The following is a 20,236-nucleotide window of genomic DNA, read 5'->3' on the forward strand; positions in this document are numbered from 1 at the left end:
GTGCTCACGGACATGCTGCGGCGCACGCTGAGGCACGCGCGAGCAGCGCTGGCCGCCGGCGCCGCGTCCGCGGGCGGAGCCGCGGCGGCCTACGCCCCGACGAGCACCGTGGCGACGACGGCGAGCGGCACGGCGACGACCGCGACCCCGAGCCCGCCGAGCACGACTCCGCGCCACCTCACCTCGACGCCCATCGACGTCAGCCGGCCGTGCCAGAGCAGCGTCGCGAGCGAGGCCCAGGGCGCGACCAGGCAGCCGACGTTGACGCCGACGAGCACGGCGACGAGCCGCAGCGGCGAGCCGGCGACGGGCTCGAGGGCGAGGTAGGCCGGCAGGTTGTTCGCGACGTTGGCCGCGGCCGCGCTGCCGGCGGCGAGGCGCAGCAGGTCGGGCAGCCCGTCGCCCGAGCCGACGAGCACGGCGAGCGCGTCGGCGAGCCCGAGCGAGTGCGCCGCCTCGACGACGACGAACAGGCCGCTGGCGAAGACGATCGTGCCCCAGGGGACGAGGCCGAGCCGCAGCGTCGACGGCCGCCGCGCGGCGGTGACGACGACGAGGACGAGCGCGGCGAAGGCTGCCGGGATCCACACCTCTATCCCGCTGACGAGCGCCGGCACGAGCAGCGCCACGGCGACGGCGGCCACGACGAAGAGCACGCGGTCGCCGGCCTCCTCCCGCGCAGGAGCCTCGAAGCGCCCGCTCAGCTCGCGGCGGTAGCGCAGGCCGACCGCGACGACCGGCACGACGGCGGCGACCACGGCCGCCGGCGCCACGAGCGCGGCGAAGGAGGCGGGCGACGGCGACCCGAGGGCGTCGAGGGCCAGCAGGTTGGTCAGGTTCGACACCGGCAGCAGCATCGAGCCGCAGTTCGCGAGCCACACCGTCGTGAGGGCGAACGGCATCGGCGGCAGCCCGACGCGCCGGGCGACGAGCACCACCACGGGGGTGAGCAGCACGGCGGTCGTGTCGAGCGACAGGAAGATCGTGCAGCCGAGCGCGAGCGCGACGACGAAGGCCCAGAGCACGACGACCCGGCCGCGCGCCGCTCGTGCCGCGAAGCCGGCCAGCCACGAGAAGAGGCCCGCCTCAGCCGCGAGCTCCGACACGATCGTCAGCGCGACGACGAAGCCGAGCACCGGCGCCACGCGCTCGACGAGCGCGCCCAGCTCGTCGAGCGTGAGCACCCCGGCGAGCAGGGCGACGAGCCCGACGACGAGCAACGCTGCTCCGAGCACGGCAGTGCGCACCAGGTCTCCTCCGGCCGACGAGCCCGGACCGGGCGAGCCGGGCAGCTCACCCTACGACCCCACGCGGTGCACGCACTGCACCGATCCGCCCCGGTGCGCTCCGCGGCCTGACGAGTACGGTGGAGGCACCGATCACCAGGAGAGAACCGTGCGCAAATTCCTTTTCAACGGAGCGATCATCAGCTCGCTCTTCTCGGGCGTCAGCCTGCTCAAGAGCCTCAGCTCCGGCCCCCGCGACTGGCGGCTGCTGCTCACCGCCGTGGCCTGGGCGGCCACGACGGCCATCGCGGTCGGCAACGTGGTCGAGGCCGCGAACGAGAACGACTGACCGTTCCGCCCCCGGCCGGCTGACCTGCCGGCGCAGGCACGAAGGAGGCGCGTCCCCGACCGGGGGCGCGCCTCCTTCGTGCGTCGAGACCGGGCTCAGCGGTCGGGGCGGCCCGTCGGACGGCCGTCGAACGAGCGGTCGACGTGGGGGTCGCGCTCGTCCTCGGCGCCCATCGTCGCGGCGTAGGGCCGCGGCTCGGGGTCGGCGTCGCGCTGGACAGGGATCGCCTGGGTGAAGAGCTGCGTGCGCTCCGACCCGGCGTTCTCGCCCGAGAACAGGCCGCCCGACTCTGAGGTCGACCGGGACGGACGGCGCGTCGTCGGCTCGGGCTCTGCCTCGACCGTCTGGACGCGGGTGCGCGGCACGGCCTGGGGCGAGACGCGGTGCAGCCACGAGACGAGGTCCTCGCGCACGAGGCAGCGCAGGTCGAAGAGGGTGCCGGCGTCCTTGGCGGTGACGAGCACCCGGACGCGCACCCAGCCGCCGGTCGCGTCGGTCACCTGGAGCACCTTCGTCCGGCGGTCCCAGAGGTCGGTGCGCTCGAGGATGCGGTCGAGCTCGTCGCGCATCGCCCCGGGGTCGACGCGCCAGTCGAGGTCGAGCTCGACGTCGCCGAGCAGCTCGCTGTTGCGGCGGGTCCAGTTCTCGAACGGCGTGGTGGTGAAGTATGTCGACGGCAGCACGAGACGACGGTCGTCCCAGATGTGCACGACCACGTACGAGAGCGTGATCTCCTCGATCAGGCCCCACTGCCCCTCGACCACCACGACGTCGTCGATGCGGATCGCGTCGCTGAAGGCGAGCTGGATCCCCGCGAACACGTTCGCGAGGGTCGACTGCGCGGCGAGCCCCGCCACGACCGAGACGAGCCCGGCGCTGGCGAGGACGCTCGCACCGACTGCCTCGACCCCGGGGAAGCCGAGCAGGATCGCCCCCGCCGCGATGACCACCACGACCACCATCGTGAGGCGACGGAGGATCAGCACCTGCGTCCGCACCCGCCGCGCGATCCGGTTGTCGGCGGTGTCGATCCGGTACCGCGCGAGTCCGAGGTCCTCGAAGAACAGGGCCAGGGCACCGACGAACCAGGCCACGACGACGATCACGGCGACGCGGAACAGCTGCGCCACGACGTCGTCCCCGGCGTACGGGGAGCCGAGCAGGGCCGGCAGGGAGGTGCGGAGCGCGATCGTGAGGAGGACGACGAGCAGCGTCCACCGGAACGGACGGCGCATGCGCTCGACGAGCGCCGCGGCCCACTCCTTCTTCTTCGCGACGAGCCCCACGACGAGGCCGACCACGGCGGAGACGACGAAGGTGAGCACGACGGCAGCGGCCACCGAGATGAGCAGTTGGATCCAAGGCATCCGTCCACCCTGTCGCACGGGGAGGGCGCCCGGCCGACCTCGCTGCCGTCAGACTGGGACCGTGAGTCGATCCACAGGTTCCCGTCACGACGACGCCACGTCCTCGCCACCTCCCGGACGCCGACGTCGCGGGTCGCCGCGCAGCCGGACGCGTCGCGTGCTGAAGTCCGTGGCCCTGGTGCTGTTCGCCGTGGTCGTCCTGGTGGCGACCGGCTTCTTCGTCTGGGCCAAGACGCCGATGTCGGCCACCGCCTCCTCGCTGGCCGCCGTCGCGGACGACCCCCGCGTCGACGTCGTCGACCGGCCCGACGTCGTCGTGATGCGCCCGGCGCGGACGGCGGCGCTCGACCAGGGCCTCGTCTTCGTCGCCGGCGCCCGCGTCGACCCGCAGGCCTACGAGCAGGTGCTCGCCGGGCTCGTCGCCACCGGCGTCACGGTCGTCGTCGAGCGACCGGTGCTCGGCTTCGGCATCCTCGACCCGCGTCCGCTCAGCCACTTCACCGACCTCGCGCCCGAGGTCACGAACTGGGCCGTGGGCGGTCACTCCCTCGGCGGGGTGCGGGCCTGCCAGTACGCCGCTGACGACCCTGCCGTCGACGGCCTCGTCCTCTTCGGCTCGTACTGCGCGACGACCGACCTGTCAGGGCGCGGCGACCTGCCGGTGGTCAGCCTCGGCGGAGGCGAGGACGGGCTCAGCACCCCCGACGACATCGAGCGCTACCGCGACATGCTCCCGGCCGACGCGACCGTCGTCCAGATCCCGGGCCTCGCCCACGCCCAGTTCGGCAGCTACGGAGAGCAGCCGGGCGACGGAGAACCGTCGATCAGCGACGAGGAGGCGCGTGCCCGGATCGACCGCGAGCTCACGTCGTTCTTCGCGGGCGTGGGCGACTGACGCAAGCGTCACCGACCTCGGGCCTCCCGACGACCACCCCGACGCCCCCGGCGACGGATCAGACGGAGCGCTTGCGGAGGCGCAGGGCCTCGAGGGCCATGCCGAGCGTGGCGTAGCGGCCGACTTCTTCGGCCCAGGCGGGGTTCGGCCCCTTGAGGGCCACGTGCACGCCGCCCTCGTCGCGGACGTGGCCGAGGACGCGGTCGGGAGTCGACACCTGGACGAGACCGCCGGAGACGATCCGGGTGCTGAGCTGCGCGCTGCGGCGGAGGGGCTCGACGGCGATCGTGGTCACGGGGTGGTGCCTTTCGTGGGGGACGTGCGAGACCGACGCTACCCGCGCCTCCCCTGTTCTCTCCTGGGGCTCTGCCGTGCGTCCCCGGTGGTCCGCCTGTGCGGACGCCCGGCACCGGGGTACGACGACGCCCCGCCCGGCAGAGCCGGACGGGGCGAGATCGTGCCCGCAGGGCGCGGGACGAGGAGGTTCGGGTCAGCTGGTGAGGCCGTCCACGTAGTCCTGGTTCTCGGCGATCCACTCGTCGACGACCTCGGTGTAGTCGCTGCCGTCGACACGGCTGTTGAACATGGCGTTCTCGAGCGACGAGAGGGTCTCGGTGTCCATCTCGAAGCCCTCGAGCCACTCGGTCAGCTGCGGGAAGTTCGCCGTGAAGCTCTTGCCGCCGAACGAGTGGATGCCCTCGGCGTCGCCGAGCGTGCCCTTCGGGTCGGCGAGGTCCTTGATCGGGAACGCGTCGTACGCCCAGTGCGGGCTCCACAGGGTCACGGCGATGTTCTCGCCGGCCTCGGTGGCGCTCTTCAGCTCGGTGAGCATGGCGGCCGTGGACGAGGTCTGCAGCTCGAGGGCGTCGATGCCGTAGTCGGGGATGGTCGCGTCCTGCACGGCCGTCGTCAGGCCGGCGCCGGGCTCGATGCCGACGATCGAGCCGCCGAAGAGGTCGGCGTTCGCGTTCAGCTCCTCGAGCGAGTCGATCGGGGCGTCGGCGTTGACCGCGACGGCGAGCTTGGCGTCGTCGTTCCACGCGCCGAGGTCGGTCAGGTCGTCGCCGTACTGCTCGACGTAGTCCGCGTGGGTGGTCGGCAGCCAGGTGTCGAGCACGACGTCGTAGTCGTCGGTGGTGAGGCCCGAGTAGACGGGAGCGACGTCGGCCATCTGCAGGTTGACCGTGTAGCCCTCGTCCTCGAGCACCGACTTCCAGAGCCACGACGCGGCGATGCCCTCGTCCCAGCCGTTGAAGACGGCCAGCTCGACGACGCTCTCGTCGCCGTTGTCGAGCGTCTCGGCCGACGACGAGCTGCCGGGAGGCGAGCAGGCGGCGAGGCCGAGGACGGCGGTGGTGCCGAGGGCGACGGAGGCGGCGATGGTGCGCTTCTTCATGGGTGTCCTTCCGGGGACGATCGGTGTGTTCGAGGTGCTGGTGCGGGTGCGGGTGCGGGTGCTGGTGCTGGTGAAGGGCTGCGGGCTCACGCGCCGGCCCCGACGGGGACGGGCTGCTCGCTGTCGGCGGTGCGCGCCTCCTGGGTGCTCGGCGACGGGGCGGGAGCGTCGTCCCGGCCGGCACCGCTGCGGAGGGGGCGTCGCCGTGCCCGACGGTCCGCGCCGAGGGCCGCGGTCATCCGGTCGAGGATGATCGCGAGCACGACGACCGAGATGCCGGCCTCCGCCCCGAGCGCGATGTCGATCCGGTTCAGGCTCGCGACGATGTCGCCGCCGAGCCCGCCCGCGCCGACCATGCCGGCGATGACGACCATCGAGAGCGAGAGCATGATGACCTGGTTGACGCCGGCCATGATGCTCGGCTTCGCGAGGGGCAGCTGGATCTGGCGGAGGATGCGCCAGGGCGACGAGCCGAAGGCGTGGCCGGCCTCGACGACCTCCTTGTCGACCCCGCGGATGCCGAGCTCGGTGAGCCGGACGCCGGGAGCCATCGCGAACACCACGGTCGCGACGATGCCGGGGACGACGCCGATCCGGAACAGCAGCAGAGCGGGGATCAGGTAGACGAACGCCGGCGTCGTCTGCATGAAGTCGAGGACGGGACGGATGATCTGCGACGCCAGGTCCGACTTGGCCGCGAGCACGCCGAGCGGGATGCTCAGGGCGATCGCGACAGCTCCCGCGACGAGGACCAGCGCGAGCGTCGACATGGCGTTCTCCCACTGGCCGAGCGTGCCGATGAAGAGCAGGCCCGCCGCGGTGCCGAGGCCGAACTTCCAGCCCTTGGCGAGGAACGCGAGGGCCGCGATCACGATGACGACCGCCCAGAAGGGAGGTGCGCTCAGGGCGTACTCGACCCACTCGTAGAAGAACGTGACGATCGCGCGGATCACGGAGAAGAAGCCGCCGAGGTGGGTCGTGACCCAGTCGACGACGACGGCGACGGCGTCGCCGAAGGGGATGCGGAGGTACTCGTTCATCGGAGGGCTCCCTCGGTGGTCGCGGTCGGGACGCCGGCAGGCGCGGCGAGGGTCTCGTCGAGCTCGCTCTCGCTGTAGCGGGTCACGGGCTCGAGCACGGGGATCGGCGACGTCGAGGTGTCGACCCCGCCGAGCGCGGCGAGCAGCGTGACGCGCGGGATGACGCCGATCAGGCGGTCGCGGTCGTCCACCACGGCGATGGGCAGGGGGCTCTCGACGGCCAGCTCGAAGAGGTCGACGAGCGCGGCGTCGGGGCCGACCTTCGCGAACTCGGCGTTGACGATCGAGGCGAGGTCGGTGTCGGCGGCCTTGACCTGGCGCATCACGTGACCGTCGCGCACCCAGCCGAGGAGCTTGCGGTCGCGGCCGAGCACGAACAGCGCCGCGGTCTGCAGGTCACGCAGCGTGCGGAGCGCGCCGCGCGGGCCGGCGGTCAGCTGGACCACCGCGCGGGCCGGCTCCATCACGCTCGACGCGGTGAGCACCCGCGCACGGTCGACGTCCTGCACGAACTGGGCGACGTAGTCGTTCGCCGGGTCGGTGAGGATGTCCTCCGGCGTGCCGATCTGCACGATGCGGCCGTCGCGCATGACGGCGATCCGGTCGCCGAGGAACATCGCCTCGTTGAGGTCGTGGGTGATGAAGACGATCGTCTTGCCGAGGGTCGCCTGCAGCTCGAGCAGCTGCTCCTGCATCTCGCGGCGGATGAGCGGGTCGAGGGCGCTGAACGCCTCGTCCATCAGCAGGATGTCGGTCTCGGCGGCGAGCGCCCGGGCCAGGCCGACGCGCTGCTGCATGCCGCCCGACAGCTCGGAGGGCAGCTTGTCCTCCCAGCCGCCGAGGGCGACGACCTCGGTCATCTCCCTCGCCTTGGCGAGACGGTCGGCCTTGGGGACGCCCTGGACCTCGAGGCCGTAGGCGACGTTGTCGAGCACGGTGCGGTGCGGCAGCAGTGCGAAGTGCTGGAACACCATCGACACGTTCTGACGCCGCACCTCGCGGAGGCGCGCGGCGGGCACGTCGGAGATGGCGGACCCCGACACCTCGACCGAGCCGGAGGTGGGCTCGAGCAGGCCGTTGAGCATCCGGATGAGCGTCGACTTGCCGGAGCCGGACAGGCCCATCACGACGAAGATCTCGCCGGGCTGCACGTCGAAGGAGGCGTCGATGACGGCGGCCGTGCCGAGGGACGCGGCCTCGGCTCGGGTGGCGCCCGCCTCCAGGCGGGTCACGGCGTCCTTGGGGCGGCGGCCGAACACCTTGTACAGGTTCCGGGCTCGCACTGCGGGGGTGGTGGTCACGGGCTCTCCATGCGCACGCCAAGGGGGCGTCCGGCCGCTCGGGCCGGAGCCGTCGGCGGCGTCCAGGTCGGGCGGACGGGTCGACGGCACGTGCGGGACGGACCGGCTCAAGCGGCGCGTGACCGGCGTCGTGCCTGGTCTGCCTCGCGAACCCGTACCCCGCTGGGGCCGGTCACGGGACCGGCGCCGGCGCCACCAGACCGTACGTCGCCTCGGCCCGGTGGTCGTGGGGGCCGACGGCAGCGCGTCCTGATGATGACGGACCCGGCTGACCGGGTCGACACGACGGTAGCGTGGACGACACGTGACGACCAAGTCGCCGACCCCCTCCCTGGGGACCGTGCGCGTCCCCCGCGACGGCGTGTCGCCCGTGCCTGCGGGGATCTCGATCGAGACCCCATCGTTACAGAGCCTGCACGGACCGGGCCGCGCCTCCTGGTCCCGCGCGCTGCGGCGGGGGAAGGTGCACATCGTGCACCGAGGGGTCTACGGTCGTCCCATGACGAGCCCCTCGAACGAGGGTGGCCGCGCCGCCGCCCCCGACCACGTTCCCCAGGATTTCTCGCACGAGCAGGAGGGGTTCCACCAGGGCCTCAAGCCGCGCCAGCTCCAGATGATCGCCATCGGCGGTGCGATCGGGACAGGACTGTTCCTCGGCGCCGGCGGCCGGCTCGCCTCGGCGGGCCCCGCGCTGGCGATCGTCTTCGCGGTCTGCGGCGTCTTCGCCTTCTTCATCCTGCGCGCCCTCGGCGAGCTCGTGCTGCACCGCCCCTCCTCGGGGTCGTTCGTCTCGTACGCCCGTGAGTTCTTCGGAGAGAAGGCCGCCTACGCCGCCGGCTGGATGTACTTCCTCAACTGGGCCATGACGGCCATCGTCGACGTCACCGCCGTGGCGCTCTACCTGCACTACTGGAGCGCCTTCACCTCTGCGCCGGACTGGCTGCTCGCCCTCGTGGCCCTCGCCGTCGTGCTGTCCGTCAACCTGCTGGCGGTCAAGGTGTTCGGCGAGATGGAGTTCTGGTTCGCGATCATCAAGGTCGCCGCCCTCGTGGTCTTCCTCGTCGTCGGGGTCGTCTGGCTCGCCGCGTCGTTCCCCGTGACGAGCGGCGGGGAGTCGATCGACACGGGCTGGTCGGTGATCGCGGCGAGCGGGATCCTGCCGAACGGCATCCTGCCGGCGGTCATCGTCATCCAGGGCGTCGTGTTCGCCTACGCGGCGATCGAGCTCGTCGGCACCGCGTCGGGCGAGACGCAGCACCCGGAGAAGGTCGTCCCCCGGGCGATCAACACCGTCATCGTCCGCATCGCGGTGTTCTACGTCGGCAGCCTCGTGCTGCTGTCGCTGCTGCTGCCCTACACGTCGTACGAGGCCGGCCAGAGCCCGTTCGTCACGTTCTTCGGCAGCATCGGCAGCCCCGAGGTGGGCGAGGTCGCCGGCTCGATCATGAACTTCGTGGTCGTCACCGCCGCGCTCTCGAGCCTCAACGCCGGCCTCTACTCGACCGGCCGCGTGCTGCACTCGATGGGCATGAACGGCTCGGCGCCGAAGTTCACGACGAAGATGTCGAAGGGCGGCGTGCCCTTCGGCGGCATCCTGCTCACCGCCAGCATCACCCTGCTCGGCGTCGTCCTCAACGCGGTCGTCGGCGCGAACACCGCGTTCGAGATCGTCCTCAACATCGCGTCGCTCGGCATCCTCACCGCGTGGGGCACGATCATCCTCTGCCAGATGCGGCTGCGGCAGTGGGCCAAGGAGGGCAAGGCGGAAGAGCCGTCGTTCCGCCTGCCCGGCGCGCCCGTGACGAGCTACCTCACGCTGGCGTTCCTGCTCGCGGTCGTCGTGCTGATGGCGATCGACTGGCCGATCGGCTCGTTCACCGTCATGTCGCTCGTCGTCATCATCCCGCTGCTGATCCTCGGCTGGCACCTCCAGCGCGACCGCATCCTCGCGGCGGCACGGCTGCGCGAGGGCATGACGGGCCCCTACCCGGTCACCGGTCGCGACGCGTCGTCGCAGCTGCCCCGCGACGACCGCGGACAGGACTAGACCGCGGCGCCCGGGCAGCCGAGGTCAGAACAGCGGCCAGGGGACGGCGGGTGCCTGGCCCTCGGGCTCGGGGAAGGCGCCCGTCGACCGGAGCCGGGCGCACCGGGCCTGGAGCGCCGCGAGCTCGGCCTCGGTGACCAGCCCGCCGAGGACGGCCCCCAGCTCGCCGTCGAGCTGCCGCTCGACCCGGGCGACGCCGTCGAGCTCGTCGCCCGTCAGGGGCTCGCCTGCCCAGCCCCACAGGACGGTGCGGAGCTTGTGCTCGACGTGCAGGGTCAGGCCGTGGTCGACTCCGTGTCGTCGGCCGTCCGGCATCGCCAGGACGTGGGCGCCCTTGCGGTCCGCGTTGTTCACGACGACGTCGAAGACGGCCATCCGGCGGAGGGCGGCGGAGTCCTCGTGGACGAGCGCCACCGGTTCGTCGTCCTCGTCGAGCCCCTCGAGCACCGTGCGCCAACCCGCCTCCGGCACGTCGGCCGAGGGCAGCAGGTCGACGGCGTCCTGCTCGGGGTCGACGTCGCACCAGAGCTGCACCATGCCGGGGCCGAGCGGGCCGTCACGGAGCCAGGTGCGCGGGACGACGTCCCAGCCGAGCGCCTCGGACACGTGCCAGGAGGCGACCTCCCGGGAGGCGAGGTCGCCGTCCGGGAAGTCCCACAGGGGTCGCTCGCCCGCGACCGGCTTGTAGACGACGACCACGCCCTCGACCTCGCCGACGAACGTCGCGTTGGAGGCGGTGGTCACCCGGCCCGTGAGCGTCAGCTCCCCCGTCACCAGGTCGGGCCCGGTCGTCACCAGGAGTCGCCGGGGACGGCGCAGACGTGGCCCTCGGGGTCCATGGGGGCGCCACAGAGGGGGCAGAGCGGCCGACCGGCGCCCACGACCTCGAGGGTGCGGGCGGCGAAGGCCCTGGCGGTGCCGACGGGGAGCCTCAGGGTCATCATCTCGACGGGTTCGCCGGCGTCGTCCGGGTCCGGGTCGAGATCGTCGTCAGGATCGGCGAGGGGGTAGGCCTCGACGACGACCTGGGCGGTGGACGGGTCCCAGCCGAGGCTCAGGGCGCCGACGCGGAACTCGGCCTCGACCGGCTGGTCGAGGGGCGCGTGGTCGACGAGCTCCTCGGGCGTGGTCTCGGGGACGCTGGCGGGGTTGCCCTCGACGCGGCGCACCTCGTCGAGGATCTCGTCGATCTTGTGGGCGAGGACGGCGGACTGCTCCTTCTCGAGGGCGACGCTGACGACGCGTCGGCCGTCGCGGGCCTGGAGGTAGAAGGTGCGGGCTCCGGGCAGCCCGACGGTGCCGACGACGACGCGGTCGGGCCAGTCGAACCCGTGGACGATGGTGGGCATGTCGCCATCCTACGAGCGGTGCGGACGGGTGTCCGGGGCCGGCTCTCAGACGGTGCCCGCGCCTCCCCCGACCGCGGCGTCGGCGCTCGGCGCCGAGCCCCGCAGCCAGCTGAGGTCGCCTCCGTCGGTGTTGGTGGCGAGGACGTCGGTGCGGTGCGCGCCGTACCGGAGGATCGACACCGAGGCCGGTCCGACCGAGATGCGCTGGAACAGGTCCAGGTGCGCGCCGAGCGCGTCGGCGAGGACCGACTTGATGATGTCTCCGTGGCTGACCGCGAGCCAGACGGCGCCCGGGCCGTGCTCACGCTCGACCGCGGCGTCGTGGGCGCGGATCGCGCTGACGGCGCGGTGCTGCATGCCCGACATCGTCTCGCCGCCCGGGAAGGTCACGGCCGACGGCTGGCGCTGGACCGTCTGCCAGAGGTCCTCGCCCGCGAGCTCCGAGAGGGGCCGGCCCTGCCAGTCCCCGTAGTCGCACTCGGTGATCGCGTCGTCGACCAGCACGCTGAAGGCGGCGTCGGCGGACTGCTGCGCCACGATGGCCTCGGTCGTCTCCCGGCACCGCTCGAGCGGAGAGGTCACGACCCGGGCGAACGGCACCACGGCGAGCCTCGCCCCGGTCGCGGCGGCCTGCTGCCGTCCGACCTCGTCGAGCAGCACCCCGGGAGTGCGCCCCGCGAGCACCCCCGTCGCGTTCGCCGTCGTCCGCCCGTGCCGCACCACCACAACAGTCGCCATCCGGCCACCCTAGGCCCCGCCCCTGCCCTCGCCTCCCCCGTCGCCGAAGGGGGGCCAGCGAAGCGCCGCCCCCACCCCACCTCCGCCGAAGGGGGCCAGCGAAGCGCCGCCCGACTCATCCGCCGCCGAAGGGGCCCAGCGAAGCGCCGCCCGACTCATCCGCCGCCGAAGGGGGGCCAGCGAAGCGCCGCCCCGAGCCCCGAGTCACCAGCACCTGGCGGGCACGAGTCTCGGTGCCGCCCAGCCCGAGCCGCACGTCGCCGGAGGCGACGAAAGGCGTGGAACAAAATCCCCCGCGAAGAAGCGAAGCTTCGAACACGGGGGATCAATTTTGTGGTGCACCCCCTCGGACTTGAACCGAGAACCCACTGATTAAGAGTCAGTTGCTCTGCCAATTGAGCTAGAGGTGCCTGTTCCGGATCACTCCGCAACGAGGAATGACTCTAGCATGAGAATCGACCCCCTGAGAGCCACCGGTGCCCCCGTGCGCCGTGAGATCGGAGCCCCATGTCCACGAAGCTCGAGAAGGGCGCCGCGGCGCCCTCGTTCACCCTCGACGACGAGTCGGGCGCGCCCGTCTCGCTGTCGGACTTCGCGGGTCGCAAGGTGATCGTCTACTTCTACCCGGCGGCGTCGACGCCGGGCTGCACGACGCAGGCGTGCGACTTCCGCGACAACATCAACTCGTTGGCGGGCTCGGGCTACCAGGTGCTGGGCGTGTCGAAGGACGCCCCGGAGGCGCTCCGCCGGTTCAAGGACGAGCAGGGCCTGAACTTCCCCCTCCTGTCCGACCCGGAGCTCACGGTGCACCAGGAGTACGGCGCCTGGGGCGAGAAGAACAACTACGGCCGCGTCTTCACCGGCACGATCCGGTCGACGTTCGTGCTCGACGAGCAGGGCGTCGTGCAGCTGCCGTTGTACAACGTGAAGGCGACGGGCCACGTGGCGTCGCTGCGGAAGAAGCTCGGCCTGGACTGAGCGCTCCCGATCACGCCCCGCCCTGCCGCGCCGTTCAGTACGTGCGAGGCGGGGCGTCGTCGCGAGCGGAGGTCACGGCGACGACGCTGGGGACGAGCAGCAGCACCACGACGAGCACGGCGGGCACGATGAGCCAGAGCCCCACGGAGGGGTTGGCGAATGTGCCCTGCAGGCTTCCGACGCCGACGGCGATCTGCAGCACCTGCCACACGATCGCGGCTCCCCTGATCCAGCCTCGGCCCCGGAGCGCGCCGACGACGATGGCGCCGAGCCAGACCGTGGCGATAAGGGTGAGCAGCAGGATCGCCGCGGCGGCCGCGTAGGAATCCGGCTGCACCGTGAGGATCTCGATCAGGAGGTACGCCGTCGCCACGGCGAGCAGCGCCGCCTCCGCCGCGAGCAGCAGGACGAGCAGCCAGAAGAGGGCGGGACGCGACGGTGTCGCAGAACGACCTGTCCTCTCGGGAGGGGTGTCTCCGGACTGTTCGGTCACGCTCGATCCCTCCTGAGAATCCTTGATCTGGCGGTTCCAGTATGCGACCATATTCGAGGTCGAAGTGACGCGTACGTCGTGGTGCGCGCCTCCCAATGAATCGAAGTCTCTCGGCTTTCTTCCCCCCACCGGAACCCGGCGCTTCGACGTGCCCGGTCCAGCACCCAAAGGAGTACCCATCGATGGATTGGCGTGACAAAGCCGCCTGCCTGACCGCTGACCCGGAGCTGTTCTTCCCGGTCGGCAACACGGGCCCCGCCGTGGACCAGATCGAGAAGGCGAAGACCGTCTGCGGCCGTTGCACGGTCACGGAGACCTGCCTTCAGTACGCCCTGGAGACCAGTCAGGACTCCGGCGTGTGGGGCGGGCTCAGCGAGGACGAGCGCCGAGCGCTGAAGCGCCGCGCAGCCCGCGCCCGCCGCGCCAGCTAGGCGACGGCAAGACGACCACGAGGCCGGCTCCCCCACGGGGGAGCCGGCCTCGTCGCGTCCGGCCCTCCGAGCCGTCGCTCCTGGCGCGTCTGACGTCGTTCGTCAGGACCGGGTCAGCCACCGGAACGGGATCTCGATGGTGACCTCGGTGCCGTTCCCGACGAGCGTGTGCCAGTCGATGGTGCCGCCGAGCTCGCCCTGGATGAGCGTCCGGACGATCTGCGTGCCCAGACCGGAGCCGACCTTGCCCTCGGGCAGGCCGACGCCGTCGTCGCGCACCTTCACCGTCAGCTGCTCGTCGTCGCGTTCGGCGGAGATCTCGACGACTCCGTCGCGACCGTCGAGGCCGTGCTCGACGGCGTTGGTCACGAGCTCGGTGAGCGCCAGCGCCAAGGGGGTCGCGTACTCGCTCGGGAGGGCGCCGAAGCTGCCGGTCCTGGTGGGTCGCACGGTGGTGGCGTGGCTCGACGCCACCTCGGTGATCAGCATGAGGACCCGGTCGAAGACCGTGTCGAAGTCGACGTTCTGGCTGAGCCCCTCGGACAGGGTGTCGTGCACGACAGCGATGGAGGCCACGCGGCGCATGGCCTGGGTCAGGGCCTCGCGGGCCACGTCCGTGTGCGTCCGTCGGGCCTGGATGCGCAGGAGCGAGGCGACGGTCTGCAGGTTGTTCTTGACCCGGTGGTGGATCTCGCGGATCGTCGCGTCCTTGGTGATGAGCTCGCGCTCCTGGTGGCGCAGCTCGGTGACGTCGCGGCAGAGCACGACGGCGCCCACGCGCTCGCCCTTGTCGCGCAGCGGGATGGCTCGCAGCGAGACAGTCACGCCCCGCGCCTCGATGTCCGTGCGCCACGGCGCCCGCCCCGTGACGACGAGCGGGAGCGACTCGTCGATGACGAGCTTGCCCTGCAGCAGCCCGGTCGTCACCTCGGCCAGCGACTCGCCCTCGAGCTCGCCGGCGAAGCCCATCCGGTTGAACGCCGACAGGCCGTTCGGGCTCGCGAAGGTGACCATGCCGTCGACGTCGAGCCGGAGCAGGCCGTCGGAGGCGCGGGGAGCGCCCCGGCGAGGGCCGGTCGGAGCGCCGAGATCGGGGAAGTCCCCCGCGGCGATCATCGCGAACAGGTCGTTGCTGCACTGGTTGAAGGTGAGCTCCTGGCGGCTCGGCGTGCGCGCCTCGCTCAGGTTCGTGTGTCGCGTGATGACCGCGATGGGCGCCTCGGTCACGTCGGGTCGGCTCGCGCCGAGCCGGCGGAGGACGGGCACGGCCCGGACACGGGTCGGGGTCTCCTCGTACCAGTCGGGCGCCGCCGAGTCGACGATGCGCGTCGTCTCGAAGGCCTGCTGGATCTGGGATCGCCACTCGGGGCGCACCTCCTGGCCGACGAAGTCGCGGTAGAAGAGCGTGGCCGAGCTCGAGGGTCGCGCGTGCGCGACGGCGACGTAGCTGTCGGTGTCCGTGGGGACCCACAGCACCATGTCGGCGAAGGCGAGGTCGGCGAGGAGCTGCCAGTCGCCGACCAGGAGGTGCAGCCACTCGACGTCGGCCTCGCTGGAGCGGCCCTGGGCGAGAACGAGATCACTGAGCGTCGACACCCGACCAGTCTAGGTCGACCTCCAGCGGCCGTCGGCCGCGGGCCGTGCGCCCGTCCCGCAGCCGCGACTTGTCCACATCGGCGGCAGGTCGGGACAGACCCGTCTGGGCATGTCATATGTTGAACTCCACACCACCGACGAAAGTCCGAGCCCCATGACTCCCCCTCTCGCCCTCCTGTCGTCCGAGCCCGACGAGCCACGTGGGCTGGACGAGCCCCCACAACGGACGGACGGGCCTCATCGTCCCGCCGAGCTGTTCCTCGTCGAGCCGCTCCCACCGGAGCAGAGGACGCACCCGGAGCAGACGACGGCCCCGGAGCCGGAGCTCCACCCGGGCCTGGCCGCCGAGGGCCTCGCCCGCTCGGTGCTCGAGGTCCTCGCCGGCGCCCGTGACCTCCAGCAGCTGACCCGTTGGGTCACGGCCGAGGTCCACGCCGTCCTGCGCGCCCGGGTCCAGCTGTCCGCCCGGGCGCGCTCCGTGCTGGCCGACCGCCCCGTCCGGCCCGTCCTCCGGATCGGCACGGTGAAGGTCGCCCGTCCCGTGCCGGGCGTCGCCGAGACGGTCGTGGTCGTGCACGGTCGGGGTCGCGCGCGGGCCGTCGCGATCCGGCTCGAGATCGTCGGCGGGCGCTGGCAGGCGAGCGCGCTGCACATCCTCTGACCAGCACAGCCTCTGACGAGCACAGTCTCTGACCAGCACAGCCGCTGACCAGCACAGCCTCCGACGAGCACAGCCGCTGACCAGCACGGCGACGGGGCTGCCCACCAGAGGTGGGCAGCCCCGTCAGGGTCGTGCGGGCAGCGTCGTGCCGGCGGCGTCAGCCGTTCTTCTTGCCGGCTGCGCGACGCTCCGCGCGGTTGACGGGCGAGCCGGCCGCCCCGCCGCCCTGCGTCTGGCCGAAGGCCCCGCGAGCAGCCGGCTTGGACGTGGTGGTCGCCTGCGCGGCCGCGACCTCCGGGTCGTCGCCGCGCTCGGCGTCGTCCTGGGCCTTCTGCGCCTTGGCCGTCGCCGCCTGCTCGAGGCGCCCGCGCTGGTCGCGGACCTCGACCTCGCCCGCGATGTTCGGGGCGGAGTACTCGAGCTTCGGCTGCTGCTTCTCGCCGTCGAGGCCCTTGGCGGCGATCACGGGCGTCTCCGCCGCGCCGACCTGCGACTGCACCTCGACCTCGAGGTTGAACAGGAACCCGACCGACTCCTCGCGGATCTGGCCCATCATGCTCTGGAAGAGCGCGTAGCCCTCGCGCTGGTACTCGACGAGCGGGTCGCGCTGCGCCATGGCCCTCAGGCCGATGCCGTCCTTGAGGTAGTCCATCTCGTACAGGTGGTCGCGCCAGCGCCGGTCGATGACCGACAGCACGACGCGGCGCTCGAGCTCGCGCATCGCGGGCTCGCCCAGAGTCTCCTCACGGGCCCCGTAGGCGACCTTGGCGTCGGAGAGGATCTCCTGGCCGAGGAAGTCGCGCGTCGCCTTGCCCTTGGACCCCGCCTCGGTGATGACCTCGTCGATGGTGATCGAGATGGGCCACAGGGTCCGGAGCTCGGTCCAGAGGGCGTCGAGGTCCCAGTCGTCGGGGCTGCCCTCCCCCGTGTGCTGGTCGATGACCTCGTTGACGACGTCCTCGAGGAACCGCTGCGAGCGGTCCTGCAGGTCGTCGCCCTCGAGGATGTGTCGGCGGTCTCCGTAGATGGCCTCGCGCTGACGGTTGAGGACGTCGTCGTACTTCAGGACGTTCTTGCGGATCTCGGCGTTGCGCGACTCGACCTGCGACTGGGCGGAGCGGATGGCACGGCCGACGATCTTGTTCTCGATCGCGAGGTCGTCCGGCACGTTGCCGCGGCCCATCAGCGACTCGGCGGCGCCCGAGTTGAACAGGCGCATCAGGTCGTCCGTGAGGGACAGGTAGAACCGGCTCTCGCCCGGGTCGCCCTGTCGGCCGCTGCGTCCGCGCAACTGGTTGTCGATGCGACGCGACTCGTGCCGCTCCGTGCCGAGCACGTAGAGACCACCGGCCTCGATGACCTTCTCGGCCTCTTTGGCGACCTCGGCCTTCTTGGCCGCGAAGACGTCGTCCCAGGCGGCCTCGTACTCGTCAGGCGTGTCGGAGGGGCTGAGGCCCTTCGTGTTCATCTCCGCGACGGCGAGGAACTCGGCGTTGCCGCCCAGCATGATGTCGGTGCCTCGACCGGCCATGTTCGTCGCGACCGTGACCGAGCCGAAGCGACCGGCCTGGGCGACGATCGCCGCCTCCCTGGCGTGGTTCTTGGCGTTCAGCACCTCGTGCTTGACCCCGCGCTTCGCGAGGAGGCGGGACAGGTACTCGCTCTTCTCGACGCTCGTGGTGCCGACCAGCACGGGCTGGCCCTTCTCGTGACGCTCCACGATGTCCTCGGCGACCTGCTCGAACTTCGCGGTCTCGTTCTTGTAGACGAGGTCGGTCTGGTCGATGCGCTGCATCGACTTGTTCGTGGGGATGGGGACGACGCCGAGCTTGTAGGTGCTCATGAACTCGGCGGCCTCGGTCTCGGCCGTTCCCGTCATGCCCGACAGCTTCTTGTAGAGGCGGAAGTAGTTCTGCAGGGTGACGGTCGCGAGCGTCTGGTTCTCCGCCTTGACCTCCACCCCCTCCTTGGCCTCGATGGCCTGGTGGATGCCCTCGTTGTAGCGGCGGCCGCTGAGGATGCGGCCGGTGTGCTCGTCGACGATGAGCACCTCGCCGTTGATCACGACGTAGTCCTTGTCGCGCTTGAAGAGCGCGCTCGCCTTGATGGAGTTGTTGAGGAACGAGATGAGGGGGGTGTTGGCCGACTCGTAGAGGTTGTCGATGCCGAGGTAGTCCTCGACCTTCTCGATGCCGGGCTCGAGCACGCCGACGGTGCGCTTCTTCTCGTCGACCTCGTAGTCGGTGCCGGCGACGAGGCGCTTCGAGATCGTCGCGAACTCGGCGAACCAGCGGTTGGCCTCGCCCGAGGCGGGACCCGAGATGATGAGGGGCGTCCTCGCCTCGTCGATGAGGATCGAGTCGACCTCGTCGACCACGGCGAAGAAGTGGCCGCGCTGGACCATGTCCTGCGACTGCCACGCCATGTTGTCGCGCAGGTAGTCGAAGCCGAACTCGTTGTTCGTGCCGTAGGTGATGTCGGCCGCGTACTGCTCGCGGCGCTCGGCCGGCGTCTGCCCGGCGAGGATGCAGCCGGTCGTCATGCCGAGGGCACGGAAGACTCGGCCCATCAGCTCGGACTGGTAGCTCGCGAGGAAGTCGTTGACGGTGATGACGTGGACGCCGCGGGAGGCGATCGCGTTGAGGTAGGCGGCGGTCGTGGCGACGAGCGTCTTGCCCTCACCGGTCTTCATCTCGGCGATGTTGCCGAGGTGGAGGGCCGCGCCGCCCATCAGCTGGACGTCGAAGTGGCGCATGCCGAGGGTCCGCTTCGCGGCCTCCCGGACGGCGGCGAAGGCCTCGGGCAGGAGGTCGTCGAGCGACTCGCCGCCCGCGTAGCGCTCGCGCAGCTCGACGGTCTCGTTCTTGAGCTCGTCGTCGGTGAGCGTCGTGAAGTCGTCCTCGAGCTCGTTGACGGCCGCGGCGTACGCCTTGAGCCTGCGGAGTGTGCGCCCTTCACCGACGCGGAGGACCTTCTCTAGGACGTTGGCCAACGGATGCTCCCTGGTTCTGGACGTGTCCGTCCCCTCGCGGGACGATCACGGAATGGTGACAAGACTAGCGGCCACCGCCCTGGGAGGAGGAGGGAGGACCGGCGCGGTCCTCCCTCCTCCGCCGTGGGCGTGGCCGCCTGGGTCGACGCCGCGGCGGGGCGTCGGGGCGTCAGCCGGCGAAGCCCGCCTTCAGGGCCGTCGCCGCCTCCTGCAGCTCAGGAGCGCTCTGGTCGAGGCCGATGACCCCGTAGTCCCACCCCTTGCGGCGGTAGACGACGCTGGGGCGATCGGTCTCGGAGTCGATGAAGAGGTAGAAGTCGTGACCCACGAGCTCCATGTAGTACAGCGCGTCGTCGACGGTCATCGGCGTCGACGCGAAGACCTTCTTGCGGATGACCACGGGCGTGTAGACCTCGTCCTCCTCCTCGGCCACCTCGCCCTGCACGGTCGGGACGCTGCCCGTGCGGACCGCGTCGAGGGTCTCGGCGGCGGCCGGGACCACCCCGAGGGTGCTGAAGTCGGCACTCGAGGCCTCCTGCAACGACGTGGGCCTGTGCTGGCCCCGGTGCACCTTCTTGCGGTCCTTGGCCCGACGTACCCGCTCGAGCAGCCGCGCGACCGCGAGGTCGAAGGCGACGTACTTGTCGCCTCCCGTCGACTCCGCCCGCACGAGGGGGCCAGGGCCGATGAGGGTGAGCTCGACGCGGTCGTCGCCGGCCTGGCCGCTCGCCTTCTCGTTGTGGCGCGAGACCTTGATCTCGAGCGCCAGAGCCTTGGTGGCGAGCTGCGCCACCTTGTCGGCCTTGTCAGTGGCGTAGTCGCGGAAACGATCGGTGATGCCGACGTTTCGACCCGTGACGGAAATTTCCATGACGACCTCCTATGGCTATCGACGTGCCGCCTGTCAGCCAGGCGGATGTCCTTTCACGCCTTTGCCCCACCGTAGCCAGGTCGACGCCTCCCTGTCACCTCCCGTCCACCCGCGCGTCGCCCACCGGCGGCCGCGAGCCCGGCCCGGGGGCGTCACGACGCGGCGTGCGCGGCGAGCGGCGTCGACGCGAGGCAGACCGCGGCGACCACCTCGGCGCCTGCGTCCTCGAGGGCCCTCCGCGCCTCCTGCACGGTGCTCCCGGTCGTGAGGACGTCGTCGAGGACGACCACCCGGTGCCCCGTCAGGTCGACCCGGCAGCGCAGGCTGCCCCGACGGGCCCGAGCGCGCTGTTCACGGTCCAGGCGCTTCTGCGACGACGAGCGGCCGGGCCGGACGACGAGGACGCCCGAGGACGCGGAGACCCCCGCGGCCCGCGCGAGGGTCGTCACCGGGTCCCATCCCCGCCGCCGCCGCCCGGACGGGGACGGGGGCACGGCGACCAGCGC

Annotated in this window: 19 protein-coding genes, 1 tRNA gene and 1 pseudogene; 6 read left to right on the forward strand and 15 right to left on the reverse strand. The window is 71.6% G+C overall.

The window, feature by feature from the left end; genetic code table 11:
- Window positions 1–89: 89 nt before the first annotated feature.
- Window positions 90–1,247 carry an SLC13 family permease gene (locus tag RWM17_RS05030; protein ID WP_314101912.1) on the reverse strand — a complete coding sequence of 386 codons (1,158 nt, stop codon included), beginning with the start codon at window positions 1,245–1,247 and terminating at the stop codon, window positions 90–92.
- 148 nt (window positions 1,248–1,395) lie between these two features.
- Here RWM17_RS05030 and RWM17_RS05035 point away from each other — a divergent pair, with 148 nt between their 5' ends.
- A complete protein-coding gene (locus tag RWM17_RS05035; protein ID WP_123546487.1) occupies window positions 1,396–1,575 on the forward strand; it encodes a hypothetical protein in 180 nt (59 codons plus the stop codon).
- Between the two features lie 95 nt (window positions 1,576–1,670).
- On the opposite strand, the gene RWM17_RS05040 is transcribed toward RWM17_RS05035, so the two are convergent.
- Window positions 1,671–2,942, reverse strand: a complete 1,272-nt coding sequence (locus RWM17_RS05040) for a mechanosensitive ion channel domain-containing protein (RefSeq protein ID WP_314101914.1) — start codon at window positions 2,940–2,942, stop codon at window positions 1,671–1,673.
- Between the two features lie 157 nt (window positions 2,943–3,099).
- Here RWM17_RS05040 and RWM17_RS05045 point away from each other — a divergent pair, with 157 nt between their 5' ends.
- Window positions 3,100–3,837 carry an alpha/beta hydrolase gene (locus RWM17_RS05045; protein WP_314101916.1) on the forward strand — a complete coding sequence of 246 codons (738 nt, stop codon included), beginning with the start codon at window positions 3,100–3,102 and terminating at the stop codon, window positions 3,835–3,837.
- A gap of 58 nt (window positions 3,838–3,895) precedes the next feature.
- On the opposite strand, the gene RWM17_RS05050 is transcribed toward RWM17_RS05045, so the two are convergent.
- The 4 genes from RWM17_RS05050 to RWM17_RS05065 form a co-directional block, all read right to left on the reverse strand.
- Window positions 3,896–4,132, reverse strand: coding sequence for a hypothetical protein (locus tag RWM17_RS05050; protein WP_123546489.1), 237 nt, complete (start codon window positions 4,130–4,132; stop codon window positions 3,896–3,898).
- 195 nt (window positions 4,133–4,327) lie between these two features.
- The gene (locus RWM17_RS05055) at window positions 4,328–5,233 is read right to left on the reverse strand and encodes a glycine betaine ABC transporter substrate-binding protein (protein ID WP_314101918.1); all 906 of its coding nucleotides are present in this window, start codon (window positions 5,231–5,233) and stop codon (window positions 4,328–4,330) included.
- Window positions 5,234–5,319: 86 nt separating this feature from the next.
- Entirely contained in the window at window positions 5,320–6,273 is a 954-nt protein-coding gene (locus RWM17_RS05060; protein WP_314101920.1) for an ABC transporter permease subunit, read from the reverse strand.
- Window positions 6,270–7,574: a glycine betaine/L-proline ABC transporter ATP-binding protein gene (locus tag RWM17_RS05065; RefSeq protein ID WP_314101922.1), complete on the reverse strand. Its 1,305-nt coding sequence runs from the start codon at window positions 7,572–7,574 to the stop codon at window positions 6,270–6,272. Before RWM17_RS05065 ends, RWM17_RS05060 begins: the two co-directional genes overlap by 4 nt.
- A gap of 499 nt (window positions 7,575–8,073) precedes the next feature.
- Between RWM17_RS05065 and RWM17_RS05070 the strand changes: the two genes are divergently transcribed.
- Window positions 8,074–9,621, forward strand: coding sequence for an amino acid permease (locus RWM17_RS05070; RefSeq protein WP_314101924.1), 1,548 nt, complete (start codon window positions 8,074–8,076; stop codon window positions 9,619–9,621).
- 24 nt (window positions 9,622–9,645) lie between these two features.
- On the opposite strand, the gene RWM17_RS05075 is transcribed toward RWM17_RS05070, so the two are convergent.
- The 4 genes from RWM17_RS05075 to RWM17_RS05090 form a co-directional block, all read right to left on the reverse strand.
- The gene (locus tag RWM17_RS05075; RefSeq protein WP_314101925.1) at window positions 9,646–10,416 is read right to left on the reverse strand and encodes an SCO1664 family protein; all 771 of its coding nucleotides are present in this window, start codon (window positions 10,414–10,416) and stop codon (window positions 9,646–9,648) included.
- Entirely contained in the window at window positions 10,413–10,970 is a 558-nt protein-coding gene (locus RWM17_RS05080; RefSeq protein WP_314101927.1) for a DUF3090 domain-containing protein, read from the reverse strand. The genes RWM17_RS05075 and RWM17_RS05080 overlap by 4 nt, the downstream gene beginning before the upstream one ends.
- A gap of 45 nt (window positions 10,971–11,015) precedes the next feature.
- Window positions 11,016–11,708, reverse strand: coding sequence for an MSMEG_4193 family putative phosphomutase (locus RWM17_RS05085; RefSeq protein ID WP_314101929.1), 693 nt, complete (start codon window positions 11,706–11,708; stop codon window positions 11,016–11,018).
- 334 nt (window positions 11,709–12,042) lie between these two features.
- A tRNA-Lys gene (locus RWM17_RS05090) sits at window positions 12,043–12,118 on the reverse strand.
- 97 nt (window positions 12,119–12,215) lie between these two features.
- Here RWM17_RS05090 and bcp point away from each other — a divergent pair.
- Entirely contained in the window at window positions 12,216–12,686 is a 471-nt protein-coding gene (gene bcp / locus RWM17_RS05095) for a thioredoxin-dependent thiol peroxidase (protein ID WP_314101930.1), read from the forward strand.
- Between the two features lie 34 nt (window positions 12,687–12,720).
- On the opposite strand, the gene RWM17_RS05100 is transcribed toward bcp, so the two are convergent.
- Window positions 12,721–13,179, reverse strand: a complete 459-nt coding sequence (locus RWM17_RS05100) for a hypothetical protein (protein ID WP_233568972.1) — start codon at window positions 13,177–13,179, stop codon at window positions 12,721–12,723.
- Between the two features lie 182 nt (window positions 13,180–13,361).
- On the opposite strand from RWM17_RS05100, the gene RWM17_RS05105 reads away from it, so the two are divergent.
- The gene (locus tag RWM17_RS05105) at window positions 13,362–13,610 is read left to right on the forward strand and encodes a WhiB family transcriptional regulator (RefSeq protein WP_314101931.1); all 249 of its coding nucleotides are present in this window, start codon (window positions 13,362–13,364) and stop codon (window positions 13,608–13,610) included.
- 102 nt (window positions 13,611–13,712) lie between these two features.
- Here RWM17_RS05105 and RWM17_RS05110 read toward each other — a convergent pair whose 3' ends face one another.
- Window positions 13,713–15,206, reverse strand: a complete 1,494-nt coding sequence (locus RWM17_RS05110) for a sensor histidine kinase (RefSeq protein ID WP_123546497.1) — start codon at window positions 15,204–15,206, stop codon at window positions 13,713–13,715.
- A 154-nt stretch (window positions 15,207–15,360) separates the two neighbouring features.
- Here RWM17_RS05110 and RWM17_RS05115 point away from each other — a divergent pair, with 154 nt between their 5' ends.
- Window positions 15,361–15,867 carry an Rv3235 family protein gene (locus RWM17_RS05115; protein ID WP_314101932.1) on the forward strand — a complete coding sequence of 169 codons (507 nt, stop codon included), beginning with the start codon at window positions 15,361–15,363 and terminating at the stop codon, window positions 15,865–15,867.
- 339 nt (window positions 15,868–16,206) lie between these two features.
- Here the strand turns inward: RWM17_RS05115 and secA are convergent.
- The 3 genes and pseudogenes from secA to RWM17_RS05130 form a co-directional block, all read right to left on the reverse strand.
- Window positions 16,207–18,859, reverse strand: a pseudogene (secA, locus tag RWM17_RS05120) (preprotein translocase subunit SecA); the annotation flags it as partial.
- Window positions 18,860–19,028: 169 nt separating this feature from the next.
- Window positions 19,029–19,730: a ribosome hibernation-promoting factor, HPF/YfiA family gene (gene hpf, locus RWM17_RS05125; RefSeq protein WP_314101936.1), complete on the reverse strand. Its 702-nt coding sequence runs from the start codon at window positions 19,728–19,730 to the stop codon at window positions 19,029–19,031.
- Window positions 19,731–19,882: 152 nt separating this feature from the next.
- Window positions 19,883–20,236, reverse strand: a 354-nt coding sequence (locus RWM17_RS05130) for a phosphoribosyltransferase family protein (protein ID WP_314101938.1), incomplete at its 5' end; no start/stop codon positions are given.

Source organism: uncultured Frigoribacterium sp. (assembly GCF_963515265.1).
In the GTDB taxonomy this organism is placed as follows: Bacteria; Actinomycetota; Actinomycetes; order Actinomycetales; family Microbacteriaceae; genus Frigoribacterium.